16 protein-coding genes are annotated in these 15,874 nt (G+C 68.5%); 1 reads left to right on the top strand and 15 read right to left on the bottom strand.

All coding sequences use genetic code 11. The features are described 5' to 3' along the window. Window positions 1–63 precede the first annotated feature (63 nt). The 15 genes from PUN71_RS09935 to dacB all read right to left on the bottom strand — a co-directional run bounded on the left by PUN71_RS09935 (window position 64) and on the right by dacB (window position 15,076). The gene (locus tag PUN71_RS09935) at window positions 64–990 is read right to left on the bottom strand and encodes a 4-phosphopantoate--beta-alanine ligase (protein WP_277798261.1); all 927 of its coding nucleotides are present in this window, start codon (window positions 988–990) and stop codon (window positions 64–66) included. Then, window positions 991–1,884, bottom strand: a complete 894-nt coding sequence (locus PUN71_RS09930) for a Rossmann-like and DUF2520 domain-containing protein (protein WP_277798260.1) — start codon at window positions 1,882–1,884, stop codon at window positions 991–993. It lies immediately after the preceding gene. After that, window positions 1,877–3,574 (bottom strand): PH domain-containing protein, encoded by a 1,698-nt coding sequence (locus PUN71_RS09925; RefSeq protein WP_277798259.1) that lies wholly within the window; start codon window positions 3,572–3,574, stop codon window positions 1,877–1,879. Before PUN71_RS09925 ends, PUN71_RS09930 begins: the two co-directional genes overlap by 8 nt. Then, window positions 3,571–4,083 (bottom strand): PH domain-containing protein, encoded by a 513-nt coding sequence (locus tag PUN71_RS09920; protein ID WP_277798258.1) that lies wholly within the window; start codon window positions 4,081–4,083, stop codon window positions 3,571–3,573. Before PUN71_RS09920 ends, PUN71_RS09925 begins: the two co-directional genes overlap by 4 nt. Next, window positions 4,064–4,609, bottom strand: coding sequence for a DUF3180 domain-containing protein (locus tag PUN71_RS09915; RefSeq protein WP_277798257.1), 546 nt, complete (start codon window positions 4,607–4,609; stop codon window positions 4,064–4,066). The genes PUN71_RS09920 and PUN71_RS09915 overlap by 20 nt, the downstream gene beginning before the upstream one ends. After that, complete coding sequence (folK, locus tag PUN71_RS09910) at window positions 4,606–5,151, bottom strand: 2-amino-4-hydroxy-6-hydroxymethyldihydropteridine diphosphokinase (protein WP_277798256.1); 546 nt, start codon at window positions 5,149–5,151, stop codon at window positions 4,606–4,608. The genes PUN71_RS09915 and folK overlap by 4 nt, the downstream gene beginning before the upstream one ends. After that, window positions 5,148–5,540, bottom strand: coding sequence for a dihydroneopterin aldolase (gene folB / locus PUN71_RS09905; RefSeq protein ID WP_277798255.1), 393 nt, complete (start codon window positions 5,538–5,540; stop codon window positions 5,148–5,150). Before folB ends, folK begins: the two co-directional genes overlap by 4 nt. 13 nt (window positions 5,541–5,553) lie before the next feature. Beyond that, on the bottom strand, window positions 5,554–6,492 hold the full coding sequence (gene folP / locus PUN71_RS09900; RefSeq protein WP_277798254.1) for a dihydropteroate synthase: 939 nt from the start codon (window positions 6,490–6,492) through the stop codon (window positions 5,554–5,556). A gap of 9 nt (window positions 6,493–6,501) precedes the next feature. Then, entirely contained in the window at window positions 6,502–7,146 is a 645-nt protein-coding gene (gene folE / locus PUN71_RS09895; RefSeq protein ID WP_043450095.1) for a GTP cyclohydrolase I FolE, read from the bottom strand. A 9-nt stretch (window positions 7,147–7,155) separates the two neighbouring features. Continuing rightward, complete coding sequence (gene ftsH / locus PUN71_RS09890) at window positions 7,156–9,216, bottom strand: ATP-dependent zinc metalloprotease FtsH (protein WP_043450097.1); 2,061 nt, start codon at window positions 9,214–9,216, stop codon at window positions 7,156–7,158. 172 nt (window positions 9,217–9,388) lie between these two features. After that, on the bottom strand, window positions 9,389–10,453 hold the full coding sequence (locus PUN71_RS09885) for a LacI family DNA-binding transcriptional regulator (protein WP_043450099.1): 1,065 nt from the start codon (window positions 10,451–10,453) through the stop codon (window positions 9,389–9,391). 13 nt (window positions 10,454–10,466) lie between these two features. After that, a complete protein-coding gene (gene hpt, locus PUN71_RS09880; protein WP_041651844.1) occupies window positions 10,467–11,018 on the bottom strand; it encodes a hypoxanthine phosphoribosyltransferase in 552 nt (183 codons plus the stop codon). Window positions 11,019–11,048: 30 nt separating this feature from the next. After that, complete coding sequence (gene tilS, locus PUN71_RS09875) at window positions 11,049–12,122, bottom strand: tRNA lysidine(34) synthetase TilS (protein WP_277798340.1); 1,074 nt, start codon at window positions 12,120–12,122, stop codon at window positions 11,049–11,051. A gap of 90 nt (window positions 12,123–12,212) precedes the next feature. Beyond that, window positions 12,213–13,358, bottom strand: coding sequence for an Rv3626c family coenzyme F420 biosynthesis-associated protein (locus tag PUN71_RS09870; RefSeq protein ID WP_043450320.1), 1,146 nt, complete (start codon window positions 13,356–13,358; stop codon window positions 12,213–12,215). 209 nt (window positions 13,359–13,567) lie between these two features. Next, the gene (gene dacB, locus PUN71_RS09865; RefSeq protein WP_277798253.1) at window positions 13,568–15,076 is read right to left on the bottom strand and encodes a D-alanyl-D-alanine carboxypeptidase/D-alanyl-D-alanine endopeptidase; all 1,509 of its coding nucleotides are present in this window, start codon (window positions 15,074–15,076) and stop codon (window positions 13,568–13,570) included. A 154-nt stretch (window positions 15,077–15,230) separates the two neighbouring features. Between dacB and PUN71_RS09860 the strand changes: the two genes are divergently transcribed. Next, window positions 15,231–15,719 carry an inorganic diphosphatase gene (locus PUN71_RS09860; RefSeq protein ID WP_043450105.1) on the top strand — a complete coding sequence of 163 codons (489 nt, stop codon included), beginning with the start codon at window positions 15,231–15,233 and terminating at the stop codon, window positions 15,717–15,719. Window positions 15,720–15,874: the final 155 nt, after the last annotated feature.

Here is a 15,874-nt window from a genome sequence, read left to right as displayed (position 1 = left end):
GGCCGGGTCAGGATTGCAAAGGTCAGGCTGGAACAGGGTCAGGGGCAGGAACAGGGGCGGGGCTCAGGAATTCAGCGGCATATTGTCGATCAGCCGGACCGGACCAACCCTGGCCGCGATCAGGGCCAGCGCTTCGCCGCGGAAGGGAGTCTCGCGGCAGTTCTCGGCCAGCGGCTCCAGGGTCCCCGGGTCCACTACCTCGAAATAATCGAGTTCCACCAGGGGCTGGGACTCCACCAGGGCCAGCGCCGAATCAAGGTCCAGCGGCTCATGGGCATTCGCCCGCTCCTCCAGCAGCCGCAGGGCCCTGGACAAGACCAGCGCGGCGTCCCTCTCGTCGTCGGACAGGAACCGGTTGCGGCTGGAAAGTGCCAGACCGTCAGCTGCCCGGACGGTTGGCACGCCAACGATCTCCACCGGGAAGTCCAGGTCGGCAACCATGCGCCGGACCAGGGCCAACTGCTGGGCGTCCTTTTGCCCAAAGTAGGCGCGGTAGGCCGGCAAGCGGCCGTTGACGGCATCGCCGCCGGAGCCAGCGGGAAGACCCGCCGCAGGCATCCCGTAGTGCAGCAGCTTGGCCACGACGGTGAGTGCGCCGTCGAAGTGTCCGGGCCGCGAGGCGCCCTCCCACTTCTCCCCCAGCCGGCCGGAGGTAACGCGCACCAAGGGCTCACCGCCGGGGTAGACCTCCTCCACGGAAGGCGCGAACGCCAGGTCCACGCCCTGCTCCTCCAGCAGCGCGAGGTCAGCCTCAAGCGTCCGCGGATAGCGGTCCAGGTCTGCAGCGTCGCCGAACTGGAGGGGGTTGACGAAGATGCTGGCCACCACCACGTCGTTCTGCCCGACGGCGGTCCGGGCCAGGGCGGCGTGGCCCTCGTGCAGTGCGCCCATGGTGGGCACCAGCCCTTGGGAAGCGCCTCCCTTGGCGGTCAGCAGCCTGGCGCTTTCGGCTTTCAGGCCGGCCACTGTGGTGACGAGTTGTATGGACACTCAGTCCTCCTTTTGGTCAAGGGCGTCGTTCAGCCCCTTCAGCTGGTCAGGTTTCAGCAGTCCGCGTCCTTCGGCCCGAAGCGCCGTCGCCCGTGCCATCGCAAGGTAGGCCGCCAGGATGTCGCCATGACCGCCGCCGTCGAACTCCCGCAACGCCTCGGCGTGGGCACGCACCGTACCCACATCCCCGCGGGCCACTGGTCCGGTGAGTGCCGATTCCCCGGACGCCAGGGCATTCTCCAGCGTGGCCCGCAGGAGCGGCCCCAGCATGCGTTCGGGCGATTCCACACCCACGTCACGCAACAGTTCCGAGGCCTGCGCCACCAGGGTGACCAGGTGGTTGGACCCGTGCGCCAGGGCTGCGTGGTAGAGCGTCCGGTCCGCCTCCGCGATGGCAACTGGCTCGGCCCCCATCTCCACCACCAGCGCCTGCGCGATGGGCAGCATGGCGGCATCCGCCGTCACCCCGAAAGTGCAGTCCAGCAGCCGGGTGAGGTCCAGGCTCATTCCCGTGAACGTCATGGCCGGATGCAGTGCCAGCGGGATGGCGCCGGCGGCACGGACCGGATGCAGTACCCCGACGCCGAAGCGGCCCGAGGTGTGCGCCACGAGCTGGCCCGGCTGCCAGGCGCCAAGCTTCGCCAGTCCCTCCACCAGGTCCGGCAGGGCGTCGTCCGGGACGGCGAGCAGCACCAGCTCGGCCCGCTCCACGATGTCCTGCACCTCAAGGACCGGCACGCCGGGCAACAATGCTTCGGCCCGTTCCCGGCTCGCCTCGGACACGGCCGAGACCCCGATGACGGCGTGTTCGGCCGCACGCAGGGCAGCGCCCAGCACGGCCCCCACCTTGCCGGCACCGATGATTCCGACGCCGAGGCGTCCTGGCTTAGCCATGCTGCTGGCCTTCCTGTTGGGGACGGGGGCGCGCTTCTCCGGCGGCCGCCTCCGGCAGCGTCGCCGCAATCACCGTCGCGCCGGGCACGGAGTCGGGTGCGACTGCCGGGACAACCTCCCGCAACCATTGTTCGGTGGTTTGCCTCTTCCGTGCCAGCCGGGCGCGGGCCGACTGCTCATTGAAGAGTTGCCTGGCCTCGTCCAGGCCGGCCTGGATCAGCCTGGGCGCAACGGGACCGGCGGTGGTGTGCAGGACCAAGTCGGCAACGCGGAACCGGCGGGCCAGCGGGCCCTGATGGAGCGCCATCGACTGCGTCCGCTGGTGCGGCACCACCACAAGGTGCCGCCACCAGCGGCCCGAGCGGATCAGCAAGGCCGTGCCGGTGGCCGCAAAGCCGTTCCGCCGCCAGGCCAGGGGGGCAAGAATCCGGGCCCGGCGCGGCGTGGTGACGAAGCCGCCGTCGGAATCCCTGCCTGAAAGCCCCGCGGCGAAAACGGCTGCGGACGCGTCCGTCCCGGGGTCCGGGAGCACCAGCGACAGCATGGCGAGGACGTCGGAGAACGTGCCCACAGGCAGGAGGATGGTCCTGGTGTTGCCTTCGACGGCGTTGCCGGAAGCCCCGTAGCCGGCGACATTGACCTGCATCCGGTACCAGCCGAGCGGACGCCACAATGGCGGCTGGGAAACCTTCACCGCCTGGATCCGGCCGGGCGGCAGGGTCTGCGCCTGCGTGTCCAGCAGGCCGTACCGCAGCCGGATCCCGTCGGGCGAGATGGCTGCGGTGAAGTTGTAGCCCTTGTTGAAGAAGTTCCAGTAACCGGCGGCGAGGCCCAGGGCGGCCGGCACCAGGTAGAAATAGAAGGCTCGGTTGTCAGTCACGGCGGACAGGACCACCGAAGCTGCGCCGCCCACCACGATGAAGAAGCTTTGCTCACTCAACAGCAGCGATCCGATAAGGCGCGACGGCGGCACGGCAAGTACGGTGGCTTCGGGCGCCTCGGGTGCAGGCAGGAAAGGGTGCTCCGCCGGGTGCAGCGCCCCGGAAGCTGTTCCGACGACGGTCACGGCGCCGGCGACGGGCCCGCCCGGAGCGCGGCCAGGTGCGGCCGCCCCGGCGCCCGCCCCTGCCCCGGAGGCTTGGGCCAGGATGGTGGCGCGCAGTTGCCTGGCGTCCCCGATCTTGAGGTAGGCCAGGCGCACTGCGGACTCGCCGGCGTCGGCCACCTCGAACCGGAGCTCGGCCAGGCCAAAGATCCGGGCCAGCAGCGGCTGGACGATGTCGATCGCCTGCACCCGGTCCAGGCGTGCCTGCCGGTGCTGGCGGAAGAGGAAGCCGGAGTTCACCCGGACGTAGCCGCCGGATACCTGGTACTTGGTGAAGTACCAGGTGAGGACGAAGCCGAGCACGGCCACGGCCAGCACCAGCGCTCCGCCGCCCAGGAGCCACGGCGCGCGGCGGGCGAAGCCGTTTTCGAACACCGCCTGTCCCTGCAGCATCCGCTCAAAGAGGTCCCGGCCAAAGAAGAACGTGATCGCGGCCAGGGCAAACCAGCCCCTGACAAAAGGTGACGCCGGATGAACGCGCCGCCAGTCGCCGTCGGACGTTCCGGTGCTGTCCGGGACCGGGAAAGGAGGTGCGGGGGCAGGCGGAACGGGTGGCTGCCCGGGCAGGTGGCCGTCAGCCGTCACAGCCCTGCCAGCCTGGCTTCGCCGCGTGCGGCCAACTGTTCGCGCAGCCGCGCGCCCTCCGCTGCGGGGAGGCCGGGGATGCGGGCGTTGGTGCCGGGGGACGCGGTGTGCAGCTTGACGCTGCACAGGCCCAGGGCCCGTTCCACGGGTCCGACGGCTATGTCCACGTACTGCATCCGGCCGTAGGGCACGGCCATGGTGCGCTGGAAGAAGATGCCGCTCCTGACCAGAAGGTCGTCGTCGCGCTCGGCATAGCCGATGGCCCGGACCTGGCGTGGGATGAGGACCAGCCGCCACAAAGCCAGCAGCAGCGCGATGGCGGGAACGGTGACGGCCAGCCACAGCGGCGGCCACCGCCACCAGCCCAGGAGGACCATCACCAGCGGCGCGGACAGGACCAGGACGGTAACCAGGTTGGCAACGGCCCATTCCACCAGCCGGACCGTGACATATTTCGGTGACACCCGCTGCCAGTCGATACCCGGCGGGTCAATCGCCTCGGTATGCATACTCGCCTTCCCCTGCGGCCTCGCCGCGGGCAGGCCGGCCCTTCCCGTCGACGCCCTTGGTGTCGCCGTCTTCCGGGGGAATTTTGCAGAAACGCTCCACCAGGAGCCCCACCACGATCATCACCAGGCCGCCACCGGCCATGGCAAGGGCCAGCCAGGTGATGCCTTGGTCGCTGCGCAGGCTCCAGATCCGCAGCTGGTCCAGGAAGATGCCCACGTGCCACCCCAGCAGAACCGTTCCGGCATACGCGCAGGCCTGGGCCAGGACCAGTGTCCGGGCGGCCAGCAGGGGATCCAGCTGCGTCTTCTGCGCCTTGCTGTTCGGCTGGTGGCTGTTCCGCCACCGGAGGACCCGGATCCCCAGGATCAGGGTGATGATGACGATCACGCCCATGGTGGCCAGCGCGGTCGCAGGCAGGACCGGCGTGGCCATGCTGTAGCGGCTGGTGACAACCGTGGCTGACCAGCCCGCGATGGCAAGGATGACGCAGACCAGGAGCAGGCGCAGCGGGCTGATGGGCTTCATCGTTCCTCCACCGCTCCCGCCGTCGGCATGCCGTCAAAGTCACCGAAGCCGTCGAACGGCGCGAGGTCGGCGAAGTCCTCCGCCTTCACGGCGAGGGCGCTGATCCGTTCACCGTCCAGGGTGGCGGCGGGTTCGATGAGCGACCAGGGGTAGAGCACGAACGCCCGGGACGCCGCCCGCGGATGCGGGATGGTCAGGGCGGGGTCGTCGCTGTGCAGGTCACCGTAGGTGATGATGTCGACGTCGAGTGTCCTCGGACCCCAGCGGACCTCGCGGACGCGGAGGTGCTTGTTTTCCACGGCCTGGCAGTGGGCCAGCAGCTCCTGCGGGGACAGGCTGGTTTCCACCGTGATGACCATGTTGAGGAAGTCCGGCTGCCCGGCAGGGCCGCCTACGGCCTTCGTCTGGACGATAGGTGAGACGGCGAGGAGCCGCACCTCGGGCGGATCCACCAGGTCTGCGACGGCCTCCGTCAGGGTTTCGTTGCGTTCTCCGAGGTTGCTGCCCAGGGCGAGCACCGCCTTGGTGTAAACGCCGTTCATGCCTGGGCTCCGGCCGGCGCAGGATCGGTTGCCTTCCGTTCCCGGTGGACGCTGACGGCCACGTCGCCGAACGGGACTTCGATGGGGGCCTGCGGTTTGTGGACGGTGATGTCCACGGCCTGCAGCCTGAATTCGGCCAGGAGGCTGTCGGCGATCCGCACTGCCAACGCCTCGATGAGGTTCAGGGGTTCTCCGGAAATCCATTCAGTAATACGCTGCGCCACCTCGCCGTAATGCGCGGTGTCCCGGACGTCGTCGGACTGCGCCGCTTCGGTGAAGTCGAGATACAGCACCGCGTCCACCACGAAGGGCTGGCCATCCCGGCGTTCGAAATCGAAGACACCGTGGTGACCCACTGCGGTCACTCCGGTCAGCGTAATCCTGTCCATGGGTCCCCCGGCCCTATTGCGTCTTGGGTACGGCTTGTTGCGCGGGTCCGGCAGCCATGCGCGCAGCCACTTTGACGGCGTCAAGGCTGGGTCCGACGTCGTGCACGCGCACTGCCCAGGCGCCGCGGTAGGCGCTGATGGCGGTGATGGCCGCGGTGGCACCATCCCGTTCTTCCGGCGCGGCGGACTTGCCGGCCACCGTAAGCAGGGTGCCCAGGAAGCGCTTCCGCGAGGCACCCACCAGGACCTTGTGGCCCAGGCTGTCCAGCTGGTCAAGGTTCTGCAGCAGTTCCCAGTTCTGGGCGTCATTCTTGGCGAACCCCAGGCCCGGATCAATGATGATCTGCTCCTGGCTGACGCCGGCGGCGTAGAGCTTGTCCCGCACTCCTGCCAGCTCGGACACCACTTCCCCGGCAACGTCGGTGTATTCGGCGAGCGAGTTCATGGTCCGGGCGTCCCCGCGGCGGTGGGTGAGGACGTAGGGCACCTTGGAGGCCGCCACGAATTCGGCCATTTCGGGCTCGATGCTGAGGCCGGAGATGTCGTTGATGATGGCGGCGCCGGCCTTGACTGCCGCTTCCGCCGTGGAGGCGTGCGTGGTGTCGATGCTGACCAGGGCGCCGGCCTTCACCAGGGCTTCCACCACGGGCAGGACGCGGCGCTGTTCTTCGTCGGGGGTGACGTCATCGGCGCCGGGCCGGGTGGACTCGCCCCCGACGTCGATGATGTCCGCACCGGCGTAGAACATCCGCAGGCCGGCGGCGATCGCGGTGTCCGCGGTGGGGTGCTTCCCGCCGTCGCTGAAGGAGTCAGGGGTGACGTTCAGGATTCCCATGACCAGGGTGCGGCCGGTGGGGAGGTCTTCGAAGCGCGCCGCCGGGCGGGGCTTGCGCAGGATGGGCAGCGGGGAGGTTGCGGGCCCCGTTCCCGGGGCTGCAGCGAGTGAATCCATGGTCTGTGGTTACCTTCCGAGGATGAGGCTCATGGCTTCGGCACGGGTGGCCGGGTCATGAAGCTGCCCGCGGACCGCACTGGTGACGGTCTTCGCTCCGGGCTTGCGGATGCCGCGCATGGACATGCACATGTGTTCGCATTCAACAACGACAATGGCGCCACGGGGCTTGAGGTGGCTGACCAACGCTTCGACGATTTCCGTGGTGAGCCGTTCCTGCACCTGCGGGCGGCGGGCATAGATATCCACCAGCCGGGCCAGCTTGCTCAGACCGGTGACCTTGCCGTCATGGGACGGGATGTACCCCACGTGGGCCACTCCGTGGAACGGAACCAGGTGGTGCTCGCAGGTCGAATAGAACGGAATGTCCTTGACCAGGACCAGTTCCTCATGGTCCAGGTCGAAGGTGGTGGACAGGACGTCCGCGGGATCGTGGTGCAGCCCGGCGAACATCTCGGCGTACGCCTTTGCCACCCTCTTCGGGGTGTCCAGGAGGCCGCCGCGGTCCGGATCCTCACCGATGGCAAGGAGGATTTCGCGGACGGCCGCCTCGATCCGGGGCTTGTCCACTTTTTCGGTTTTCGAGGGGTGGGCACCGGCCTCCGCCAGGTGTCCGGCGGAGGCGGGAACGTCGTCGTCGTCGAAGGAAGTCACAGGGAAAGCTTAGCCGCGAAGGGTGTCAGGCCCCGATTCGGGGGTCCCCCCGTGAAACGGTGCATCCTCCGGAACGCCCTGCGCATGCGGGGGCTGGGCGTCCAGCGGCTCGTCCAGGCGGGCCTGCTTGGCTTCCTCCTGGGCCTCGCGCTCGGCCCGCTCCCGGCGGGTTTCCACCGGGCCGGCGAGGACGGGACGCGTCTCCTTGGAGAGCCACACTTCACGGAAGTCCCGCTTGCGGACGTCGCGGAAGATGTCGGCGATCTCGGCTTGGTTAAGTGTTTCGCGTTCCAGCAGTTCCAGGGCCAGGATGTCCAGGATCTCCCGGTTCTCGGTGAGGATCTCGTAGGCCTCATCGTGGGCCTGCTCGATCAGGCGGCGCACTTCCTCGTCCACGACGTAGGCGATCTGGTCGGAGTAGTTCCGCTCGTGCCCGGCGTCGCGGCCCAGGAAGGGTTCACCGCCGCCCTGGCCCAGGCGGACAGCGCCGACGCGTTCACTCATGCCGTATTCGGTGACCATCTTGCGTGCGGTGCCCGTGGCCTTCTCGATGTCGTTGGAAGCCCCGGTGGAGGGATCGTGGAACACGATCTCTTCCGCCACGCGGCCGCCCATGGCGTAGGCCATCTGGTCCAGCAGCTCGTTGCGGGTAATGGAGTACTTGTCGTTTTCGGGGACCACCATGGTGTAGCCGAGGGCCCGGCCGCGCGGAAGGATGGTGATCTTGGTGACGGGGGCGGAGTTCCGCAGGGCCGCCGCCACCAGGGCGTGGCCGCCTTCGTGGTAGGCGGTGATCTTGCGCTCGTGCTCCTTCATGACGCGGCTGCGCTTCTGCGGGCCTGCCATGACGCGGTCAATGGCCTCGTCCAGGGCGCGGTCGTCGATCAGGTTGGCGTTGGAGCGGGCGGTGAGCAGCGCGGCCTCGTTCAGGACGTTGGCCAAATCTGCGCCGGTGTAACCGGGCGTCTTCTTGGCCACCGCCTTCAGGTCCACGCCCGGTGCCATGGGCTTGCCCTTGGCGTGCACCTGCAGGATCTGGTCGCGGCCGATCAGGTCCGGCGCTTCCACGGACACCTGGCGGTCGAAACGGCCCGGACGCAGCAGGGCCGGGTCCAGGACGTCGGGACGGTTGGTGGCCGCGATCAGGATGACGTTGGTCTTGACGTCGAAGCCGTCCATTTCAACCAGCAGCTGGTTGAGGGTCTGCTCGCGTTCGTCGTTGCCGCCGCCGATGCCGGCACCGCGGTGGCGTCCGACGGCGTCGATTTCGTCCACGAAGATGATTGCCGGGGAATTGGCCTTGGCCTGCTCGAACAGGTCGCGGACACGGGAGGCGCCCACACCGACGAACATTTCCACGAAGTCAGAGCCGGAGATGGAGAAGAAGGGTACGCCCGCCTCACCTGCGACAGCGCGGGCCAGCAGGGTCTTGCCGGTACCCGGCGGGCCATAGAGCAGGACGCCCTTGGGGATCTTGGCGCCAACAGCCTGGAACTTGGCCGGTTCCTGCAGGAATTCCTTGATTTCCTGGAGTTCCTCCACGGCCTCATCCGCACCTGCGACGTCCGCGAAAGTGACCTGCGGCATGTCCTTGCTGACCATCTTGGCCTTGGACTTGCCGAACTGCATGATCTTGGATCCACCGCCCTGCATGCGGGTCATCAGGAACCAGAAGAGGGCGCCCAGCAGGATGACGGGGATCAGGAGGGAGAGCAGGCCGGAGAACCAGTTGCTTTCGATCGGCTGGTCCGTGAAGCCCTGCGCCGGCTTGGCGTCCGTAACGGCCTTCACCACGTCCTGCGCGCGGGCATCCACGAAGAAGAACTGGACGCTCTTGCCCTTGTCCTGCCCATCCAGCTGCAGGTTGTCCTTCAGCGTGAGGTCAACGCGGTTCTCGCCGTCGAAGATCTTGGCCTGCTCCACCTTGTTGCTGGAGAGCAGCTCCAGGCCCTTGTCCGTGTCGATCCGGGCCGCACCGCCGGGGGCGAGCGTCGCAAAAGCCACCAGGAGCAGACCGACCACAACGACGATCCAGATGCCCGGGCCTTTGAAGAAGTTCTTAGCTTTCATCTGTTCGGGGGCTCGCCCCGTCCCTTCCGGTAGTGCTTCACGGCGAGTAGTCTGCGCGCGTGATGGTGCTGCGTCAGCTTCTAGCTATACACCGTCCGGAGTACATCACGCATAGCGAAAAGCAAAAGTTCCCTGTGGGCGTAGCATGCCGGCTGTCCGCCGGACGCCTGCCTCAGCGGTGCTCCCCGGGCGCCGCCACGGATCCGCGGGTCACCAGCGGACACTCGAGCAGCACGGGCTCCGGGCGGTCATGGAATCCTGGCCCGGCGTCCCCGGGCTCTCCGGCGTCGATCGTGTCGATCAGCCGGTTGGCCGCCCAGGCGCCCATTTCATAGTGCGGCAGGGCCACGGTGGTGAGGCCGGGGTGGAGGCTGCCGGCGATCAGTTCCTGGTCGTCGAAGCCAACGATGGACAGGTCTTCCGGGATGGACAGGCCCAGTTCCGCGGCAGCCCGGTAGGCTCCCATGGCCATCCTGTCGTTGTAGCAGAAGAGGCCCGACGGCGGGTTGGCGCCTTCCAGCATCCGCCTGGCGGCCGCGTACCCGCCCAGGGCATCGGACGACGCCGTCCCGACAGGGGCGCCGCCGGCGTCCAGTCCCGCACGGGCAAGGGTGTCCCGGAAACCCTGCAGGCGCTGGTGGGTGGAGGGAACATCCTCCGTATTGTTGATGAAGCCGATCCGCGTGTGCCCGGCGGCAAGCAGCGCCTGCACAGCTGCGGAGGCGCCGCCGTGCTCGTCCGGAACCACAGCCGGGAACGTCCCGGCGTCGGTGACGGCGTCCACCAGTACCGATGGCACCCGGGCCAGGTTGGCGGGCGGCTGAACGCTGCGGTGGTACATCGTTGCGTAAAGGATCCCGTCCACCTGCCGCTCCAGCAGCGACTCGACGTCCGCCTGCCGGGATGCGGTGTCGGCGGCGCCTGCGGTGTTGATGAGCATCAGGGTGTAGCCGCGGGCGCGGGCGGCCTGGTCCGCGCCCAGGATGATCCGGCCGGCGTGCGGCGTGGTGGCCACGTCCTCGCTGACCAGGCCCAGCACGCCGGACTTCCGGCTGCGCAGTGCCTGGGCCAGGCGGTTGGGGCCGTAGCCCAACTGGTCCGCCGCCGCCCTGACCTTGTCGCGGGTGTCCTGGCTGACGCGGGCGTAGGGCGCATCGTTGAGCACGTGCGAGACGGTGGTGGCGGAGACGCCGGCCGCCTTGGCAACGTCCCGGATGCCGATGTTCCTTGGCAAGATGGTGGGCGGCAGCCTACTCGTAGACGTGCGGCGCCAGGGTGCCTACGAAGTCCAGGTTGCGGTACTTCTCGGCGTAGTCCAGCCCGTAGCCGACCACGAATTCGTTGGGGATGTCGTAGCCGACGTACTTGACGTCGATTTCCACCTTGGCGGCGGTGGGCTTGCGGAACGCGGTGCAGATTTCCACCGACGCGGTACCGCGGGACTCCAGGTTGGTCTTGAGCCAGGACAGGGTCAGGCCGGAGTCGATGATGTCCTCGACGATCAGCACGTCCTTGCCCATCAGGTCCGTATCCAGGTCCTTCAGGATGCGCACTACCCCGGAGGACTGGGTTCCCGAGCCGTAGGAGGAGACAGCCATCCAGTCCATGGAAATGTGGCTGTGCAGTGCCCGGGCCAGGTCCGCCATAACCATCACGGCACCCTTGAGGACGCCCACAATGAGGATCTCGCGCCCTTCATAGTCCTTGTCGATCTGCGCTGCGAGTTCGGTGATCCGCTGCTGGATCTGTTCCTTGGTGTAGAGAACGTGCTTGAGATCTGCCTGGACGTCGTTTGAATCCACCAATGGCTCCTGTGTAGATGCGGGGTGCGACTATTTTGTGGGCGGCTTGGAAGGCCGGAATACTAGCTTCCCACAGCGTGCCCGTTCGCGGGGAACGGGACCGGGGCCGTGGGGGGCGGCGGGGACGGCTTTGCCCGTGGCTCCCTCCAGCTGCGCCAGCGACAACCGGTAGGCGCTTACACCGCCGGGAAGCTGCACCGGGCCGGCCGAACCGTGCCGCCGGAGCAGGGCTTCCGCCGCCAAAAGGCGCTGGTAGCTGGGCTGCTGGCCGCCTGCCTCCGCCGCGGCCTTGGCAATGACCCGGAACCTGATGGCCGGCGCCAAGGCGCGCAGGGCCTCTTCCGGAAGGGCAAGGTCGGAGCCGTCCCGCTCCACGAGGGAGGCGTAGGTGCTTTCCGCCACATCCTCCAGGTAGTCGGCGTCCAGTTGCAGGATTGCAGCGGTCCGGGCCAGCGATTCCGCCACGCCGGGGCCCAGCTTGTCCTCCAGGTGCGGGAGGACCTCCACCCGGGTCCGGGACCTCGCGAAGGCGGGGTCCGCGTTGGTGGGATCGTGCCAGGGGTCCAGTTCCTCCACGGCGCAGATCTCTTCGGTGTCCGCCCGCCGAAGGCCGAGGAACGGGCGAAGGAGCACCGTGTCTCCGGAGCCTGCCCGGGCCGGGCGCATGCCGGCAAGGGAACGGGTTCCGGAGCCGCGGGCCAGGCCCAGCAGGACCTGTTCGGCCTGGTCGTCCAAGGTGTGCCCCAGCAGGATTGCCCCGGCGCCCTGGCCAGAGGCGGCAGCCTCAAGGGCGGCATGGCGGGCCTCGCGGGCAGCAGCTTCGGGCCCCATTCCGGCGGCGGCCACCGTAACGGTGCGGATCTCCACCGGTGAAAGGCCCAGCTCCTGCAGCATCGCCGCTGTGCGTGCTGCCACCCCGGCGGAGCCGTCCTGCAACTGGTGGTCCACCACCACCGCACCCACGGTCAGCGGATGGCCGTCCACGTGGCCGCGGCGGGCGAAGTAGGCCGCGACGGCGGCGAGCGCCAAGGAGTCCGGCCCGCCGCTGCAGGCCACCAGGACGTGGCGCGGGTAGCCGGCACCTGCCAGGGCCTCCTGCAGCATCCTGCGTGCAGTGCCGACGACGGGAGCCAGCCTTCCGGGCCCGCGCCGTCCACTGGTGACAGGGGACGGCGCCGGAACGTCGTCAGGCAACTACAGGCCCATCCGCTCAAGCCACAGCTTGGCGTCGTGGATCTCCGGCTCGGTGGGAAGGTGGTCCACCGAGTCCCAGACCTTGTTGAAGCCTTCCATCCCGGCAACGTCCACCACGGCGCGGACGAAGCGGGCGCCGTCGGAGTACTGCCGCATCTTCGCGTCCAGGCCCAGGAGGCTGCGGATGAACTTCTCGATGACGCCACGGTCCTTGCCGCGGTCGTTGAACCGCTGCCGGATGGTCTTGACGGACGGCACGATGCTGGCGTCCACGGCGTCCATCACCACGTTGGCGTGCCCTTCGAGCAGGCTCATGACGGCGGTGAGGTGCGAGATGGCGGCCTTTTCCTCGGGATCCTGGAGCAGGTCCAGGATGGCGCCGCGGCCCGGCGTGTTTCCGCTGGCGGAGCGGTCCTTCAGTGAACGCGCAGCAGCGGAGGCACGCTCCATCAGGGAGTCGACGTTGCCCAGCAGGTGCCCGCTGAGGTTGTCGATCTGCTCCAGCATGTGGTGGCGCAACCAGGGGGCCGCCGCAAATTGGACCCGGTGGGTTTGTTCGTGCAGGCACACCCAGAGCCGGAAATCCTCCGGCGTGACGTTGAGTTCACGCTCCACCGAGATGATGTTCGGGGCCACGAGCAGAAGCCTGCCGGCGGCGGGTGCGGAGGAGTTCTCGGCAAGGGCGGCGAAGGGGTCGTACTGGCCCAGAACCTTGCTGGACAGGAAAGCGAGGACAGCGCCCAGCTGGGAGCCGGTGATGGCGCCGCTGACCTGCGCGGCAGCGGGGCTCAGGTTTCCGCTGCGGCTGTCCAGCATCTTCTGCATGGCCGGCTTGAGCATCACGGCGAAGCTTTGGGTGTTGGCTTTGGCCCAGGACGCCCGGTCCACCACCAATACTGACGAGTCGCGCAGATCGCGTGCCGCCTCCAGCCCGGTGATCTCATGGACGTGCGGAACGGAGGCGTCCGCGAGCCGGCGCAGGCTGTCCACCGCCCCGCCGATGGCTGCTTCGTCCAGCACCGGGCCGGCCGGAGCCAGCCGCGCTGCGGCGGAAGCGGCAAGGTCCCAGTTGATCAGGGACTGGGCAGTCGGTGACCCGGCCTTCGTGGACACGGTCGGTGCGGACTCGCGCGCAGTGGACTCCATGGTTCCCATCAGAACACAGCAGCCCGGGGATCGTCCTTAAGTTCGCTCACCGGCGAACTTCCACAGCCTCCGCACAGGAGCGCGCGGGGCGACCTGCCCGTCCAGGAGCGGCCCTGCCCCGCACAACCGTTGCTGCCCCGCGCCGCTTATGCGGCGCAGGGCCGCTCATGCGGTCCCGGTCGCCCATGGGGTCCACCGGCCGGTCTGCGCTAGCGGCAGCCGCAGCCGGCCAATACGGTGGCGGCACGGTCCAGGGCTTCCTTGTTGCCGGCGGCGCCGGGTGTCAGTCCGTTGCCGATGAAGGAGAACACCAGGAGCCTTCCGTCCGCGTCCACCACGTAGCCGCTCAGCCCCAGCACTGTGTTCAGGGTTCCGGTCTTGGCCCGCACCAGCCCGGCGCCGCCGGAGGTGGTGGCGTCCCCGTAACGGGCGTCCAGGGTGCCGGACAGGCCGCCGACCGGGAAGCCGTCCAGAGCGGCACGCAGCCTGGTGTCGGCTCCGGTGGTGATGGCCCGCAGCACGTCCACGAACAGCCGTGCCGGGACCTGGTTGCCCATGGCAAGCCCGCACACGTCCGCCAGCTTGAGGGTGTCTGCGGGGATGCCGGCCGCCCGGACCTCGTCCGCCACCACGGCCACGGCGCCGTCGTTGCTGCCGGGCCGGCCCGTGGCCACGGCGGCCAGCCGGCCCATGGTCTCGGCCAGGTAGTTGTCCGATACCTGCAGCATCAGGTCCACTTGCTCCGCCACCGTGGCCGATTCGACCGCGGCGAGGACTGCCGGGTTGGCCTGGGAAGCGCCCGCGGAACGTTCGACGCCGGCCGCCACCGTCAGTCCCGCAGCGGCACCGGCCGCACGCAGCTGGGCCGCGAACGCTTCCGCCGCGGTTATCGCCGAATCCTGCGGCCGGGGGCCGGTGGTGACGGCCGGATCGAAGCGGGCCGAGTTGAGGGCCAGCGGGTACAGCGGCGCTATTTCGCCTGCTTCCACGTCGCCGGACTGCCAGTTGGGATTCAGCGCGGGTCCCGTGAACAGGGAGTCGTCCACCAGCACCGTGATTTCGCCGGTGGTGCGGGCGGCCTGCAGTGCCTGCACCGTGCCGGCCGCAAGGGTGGCAAGGCCAGCATGGCCCATCACCTGGTCCGGCTTCGATCCGCCCGCGGCCAGGAGGACGTCGCCGCCGCCCACCAGCACCACCTGCCCGGCGGCAGGGCCTTGCACCACTTTGGTGGTGAAGCGGCGATCCGGCCCCAGGGTGCGCAGCGCGGCCACCGCCGTCAGCAATTTAAGGTTCGACGCCGGCACGCGGCCGTCTGCGCCGCCCCGGTCGAAGAGGACCTGGCCAGTGAAAGCGTCCTGGACCATGCCCGTGAAAGTACCGCCGCCGTCGGTCTTCAGCACCGGCTCAACCTGCGCCGCCACCACCGTCGGAGCCGGCACCGGGGCGGATTGCCGAAGCGGTGCCAGCACCTGCGGGGCGGCAATCGTTGCCGGGGCCTGCTGCCAGGCGGGCGGCGCCGGGGCGGGCGGAGCTGCTGCCGGGCCGGTGAAACCGGGAACAACCAGGAGGACCGCCGGCATGGCCAGGACCAGCAGGAGCAATGCGGCGAACACCAGGTGCCAGGGCGTGTGCGGCTCTTTCCCGGAGACCCGTCGGGGGCTGCCGGGGCGCCCGGCCCGGCGGGCGCGCAGCGGTTCCTGGCCGGTAGTTTTGGTCATGCTGGTGCTGGTCCTCAAGTCCTGAAATTTCCCCACAAGTTCCTGATTCCAGGGCCTCTCGCTATATCCTCAATACTAGTCGGCGGCACCGACACGCTTTTTTGTGGCCCGTCAAGTGTGCCGCGCACCCCCTGCAATTGCCGAGGAGCATTCCATGAAGCACGACGTGACCATCGAGATCCCCAAGGGATCACGCGTCAAGTACGAAGTTGACCACGAGACCGGCCGCGTCCGCCTGGACCGCGTCCTCTTCACCTCCATGCAGTACCCCACCCACTACGGGTACTTCGAGAACACCCTCGGCGAAGACGGCGACCCGCTGGACGCGCTGGTGCTGCTGCAGGACTTCGACCTGCACCCCGGCGTCATCGTTGAGTCCCGCCCCATCGGCGTCTTCAACATGACTGACGACGGCGGCGGAGACGCCAAGATCCTGTGCGTGCCGGTGGATGCCCGCTTCGACCACATCCAGGAAGTCAGCGACGTCAACGAGTACCTGATCAAGGAAATCGAGCACTTCTTCACCCGCTACAAAGACCTGGAGCCCGGCAAATGGGTTAAGGCCGAAGGCTGGGGCGACCGCGCCGCCGCCGAAGCCGAACTGGAAGCCTCCATCAAGCGCTACGTGCCCACCGGACACTAGTCCCGCTGAGGGTGTGGGGCCCCTCCTTGTTGACGGGCCCACTCCAACCGCCAGTCCGACGGCGGCGGCCCGGCGTTTTGAAGCCGCGCACCCCCCCCCGTTGTTTCATGACGTTGTGGTATTGGGGGGGTGGGGGTTCCGAGCGCACCCCCCCG

It is taken from the genome of Arthrobacter sp. NQ7, assembly GCF_029581595.2.
GTDB classification, from domain to species: Bacteria; Actinomycetota; Actinomycetes; order Actinomycetales; family Micrococcaceae; genus Arthrobacter; species Arthrobacter phenanthrenivorans_B.
Note: the sequence above shows the minus strand (reverse complement) of the source record. Positions and strands in the feature narration are given on the sequence as shown.

Excerpts from the sequence above, each read along its gene's own strand:
- folK (WP_277798256.1), bottom strand. The coding sequence starts at position 5,151 with ATGAACGGCGTTTACACCAAGGCGGTGCTCGCCCTGGGCAGCAACCTC.
- PUN71_RS09870 (WP_043450320.1), bottom strand. The coding sequence starts at position 13,358 with ATGGAGTCCACTGCGCGCGAGTCCGCACCGACCGTGTCCACGAAGGCC.
- tilS (WP_277798340.1), bottom strand. The coding sequence starts at position 12,122 with ATGCTGCAGGAGGCCCTGGCAGGTGCCGGCTACCCGCGCCACGTCCTG.
- PUN71_RS09915 (WP_277798257.1), bottom strand. The coding sequence starts at position 4,609 with ATGAAGCCCATCAGCCCGCTGCGCCTGCTCCTGGTCTGCGTCATCCTT.
- PUN71_RS09860 (WP_043450105.1), top strand. The coding sequence starts at position 15,231 with ATGAAGCACGACGTGACCATCGAGATCCCCAAGGGATCACGCGTCAAG.
- folP (WP_277798254.1), bottom strand. The coding sequence starts at position 6,492 with ATGGATTCACTCGCTGCAGCCCCGGGAACGGGGCCCGCAACCTCCCCG.
- PUN71_RS09930 (WP_277798260.1), bottom strand. The coding sequence starts at position 1,884 with ATGGCTAAGCCAGGACGCCTCGGCGTCGGAATCATCGGTGCCGGCAAG.
- dacB (WP_277798253.1), bottom strand. The coding sequence starts at position 15,076 with ATGACCAAAACTACCGGCCAGGAACCGCTGCGCGCCCGCCGGGCCGGG.
- ftsH (WP_043450097.1), bottom strand. The coding sequence starts at position 9,216 with ATGAAAGCTAAGAACTTCTTCAAAGGCCCGGGCATCTGGATCGTCGTT.
- PUN71_RS09920 (WP_277798258.1), bottom strand. The coding sequence starts at position 4,083 with ATGCATACCGAGGCGATTGACCCGCCGGGTATCGACTGGCAGCGGGTG.
- folB (WP_277798255.1), bottom strand. The coding sequence starts at position 5,540 with ATGGACAGGATTACGCTGACCGGAGTGACCGCAGTGGGTCACCACGGT.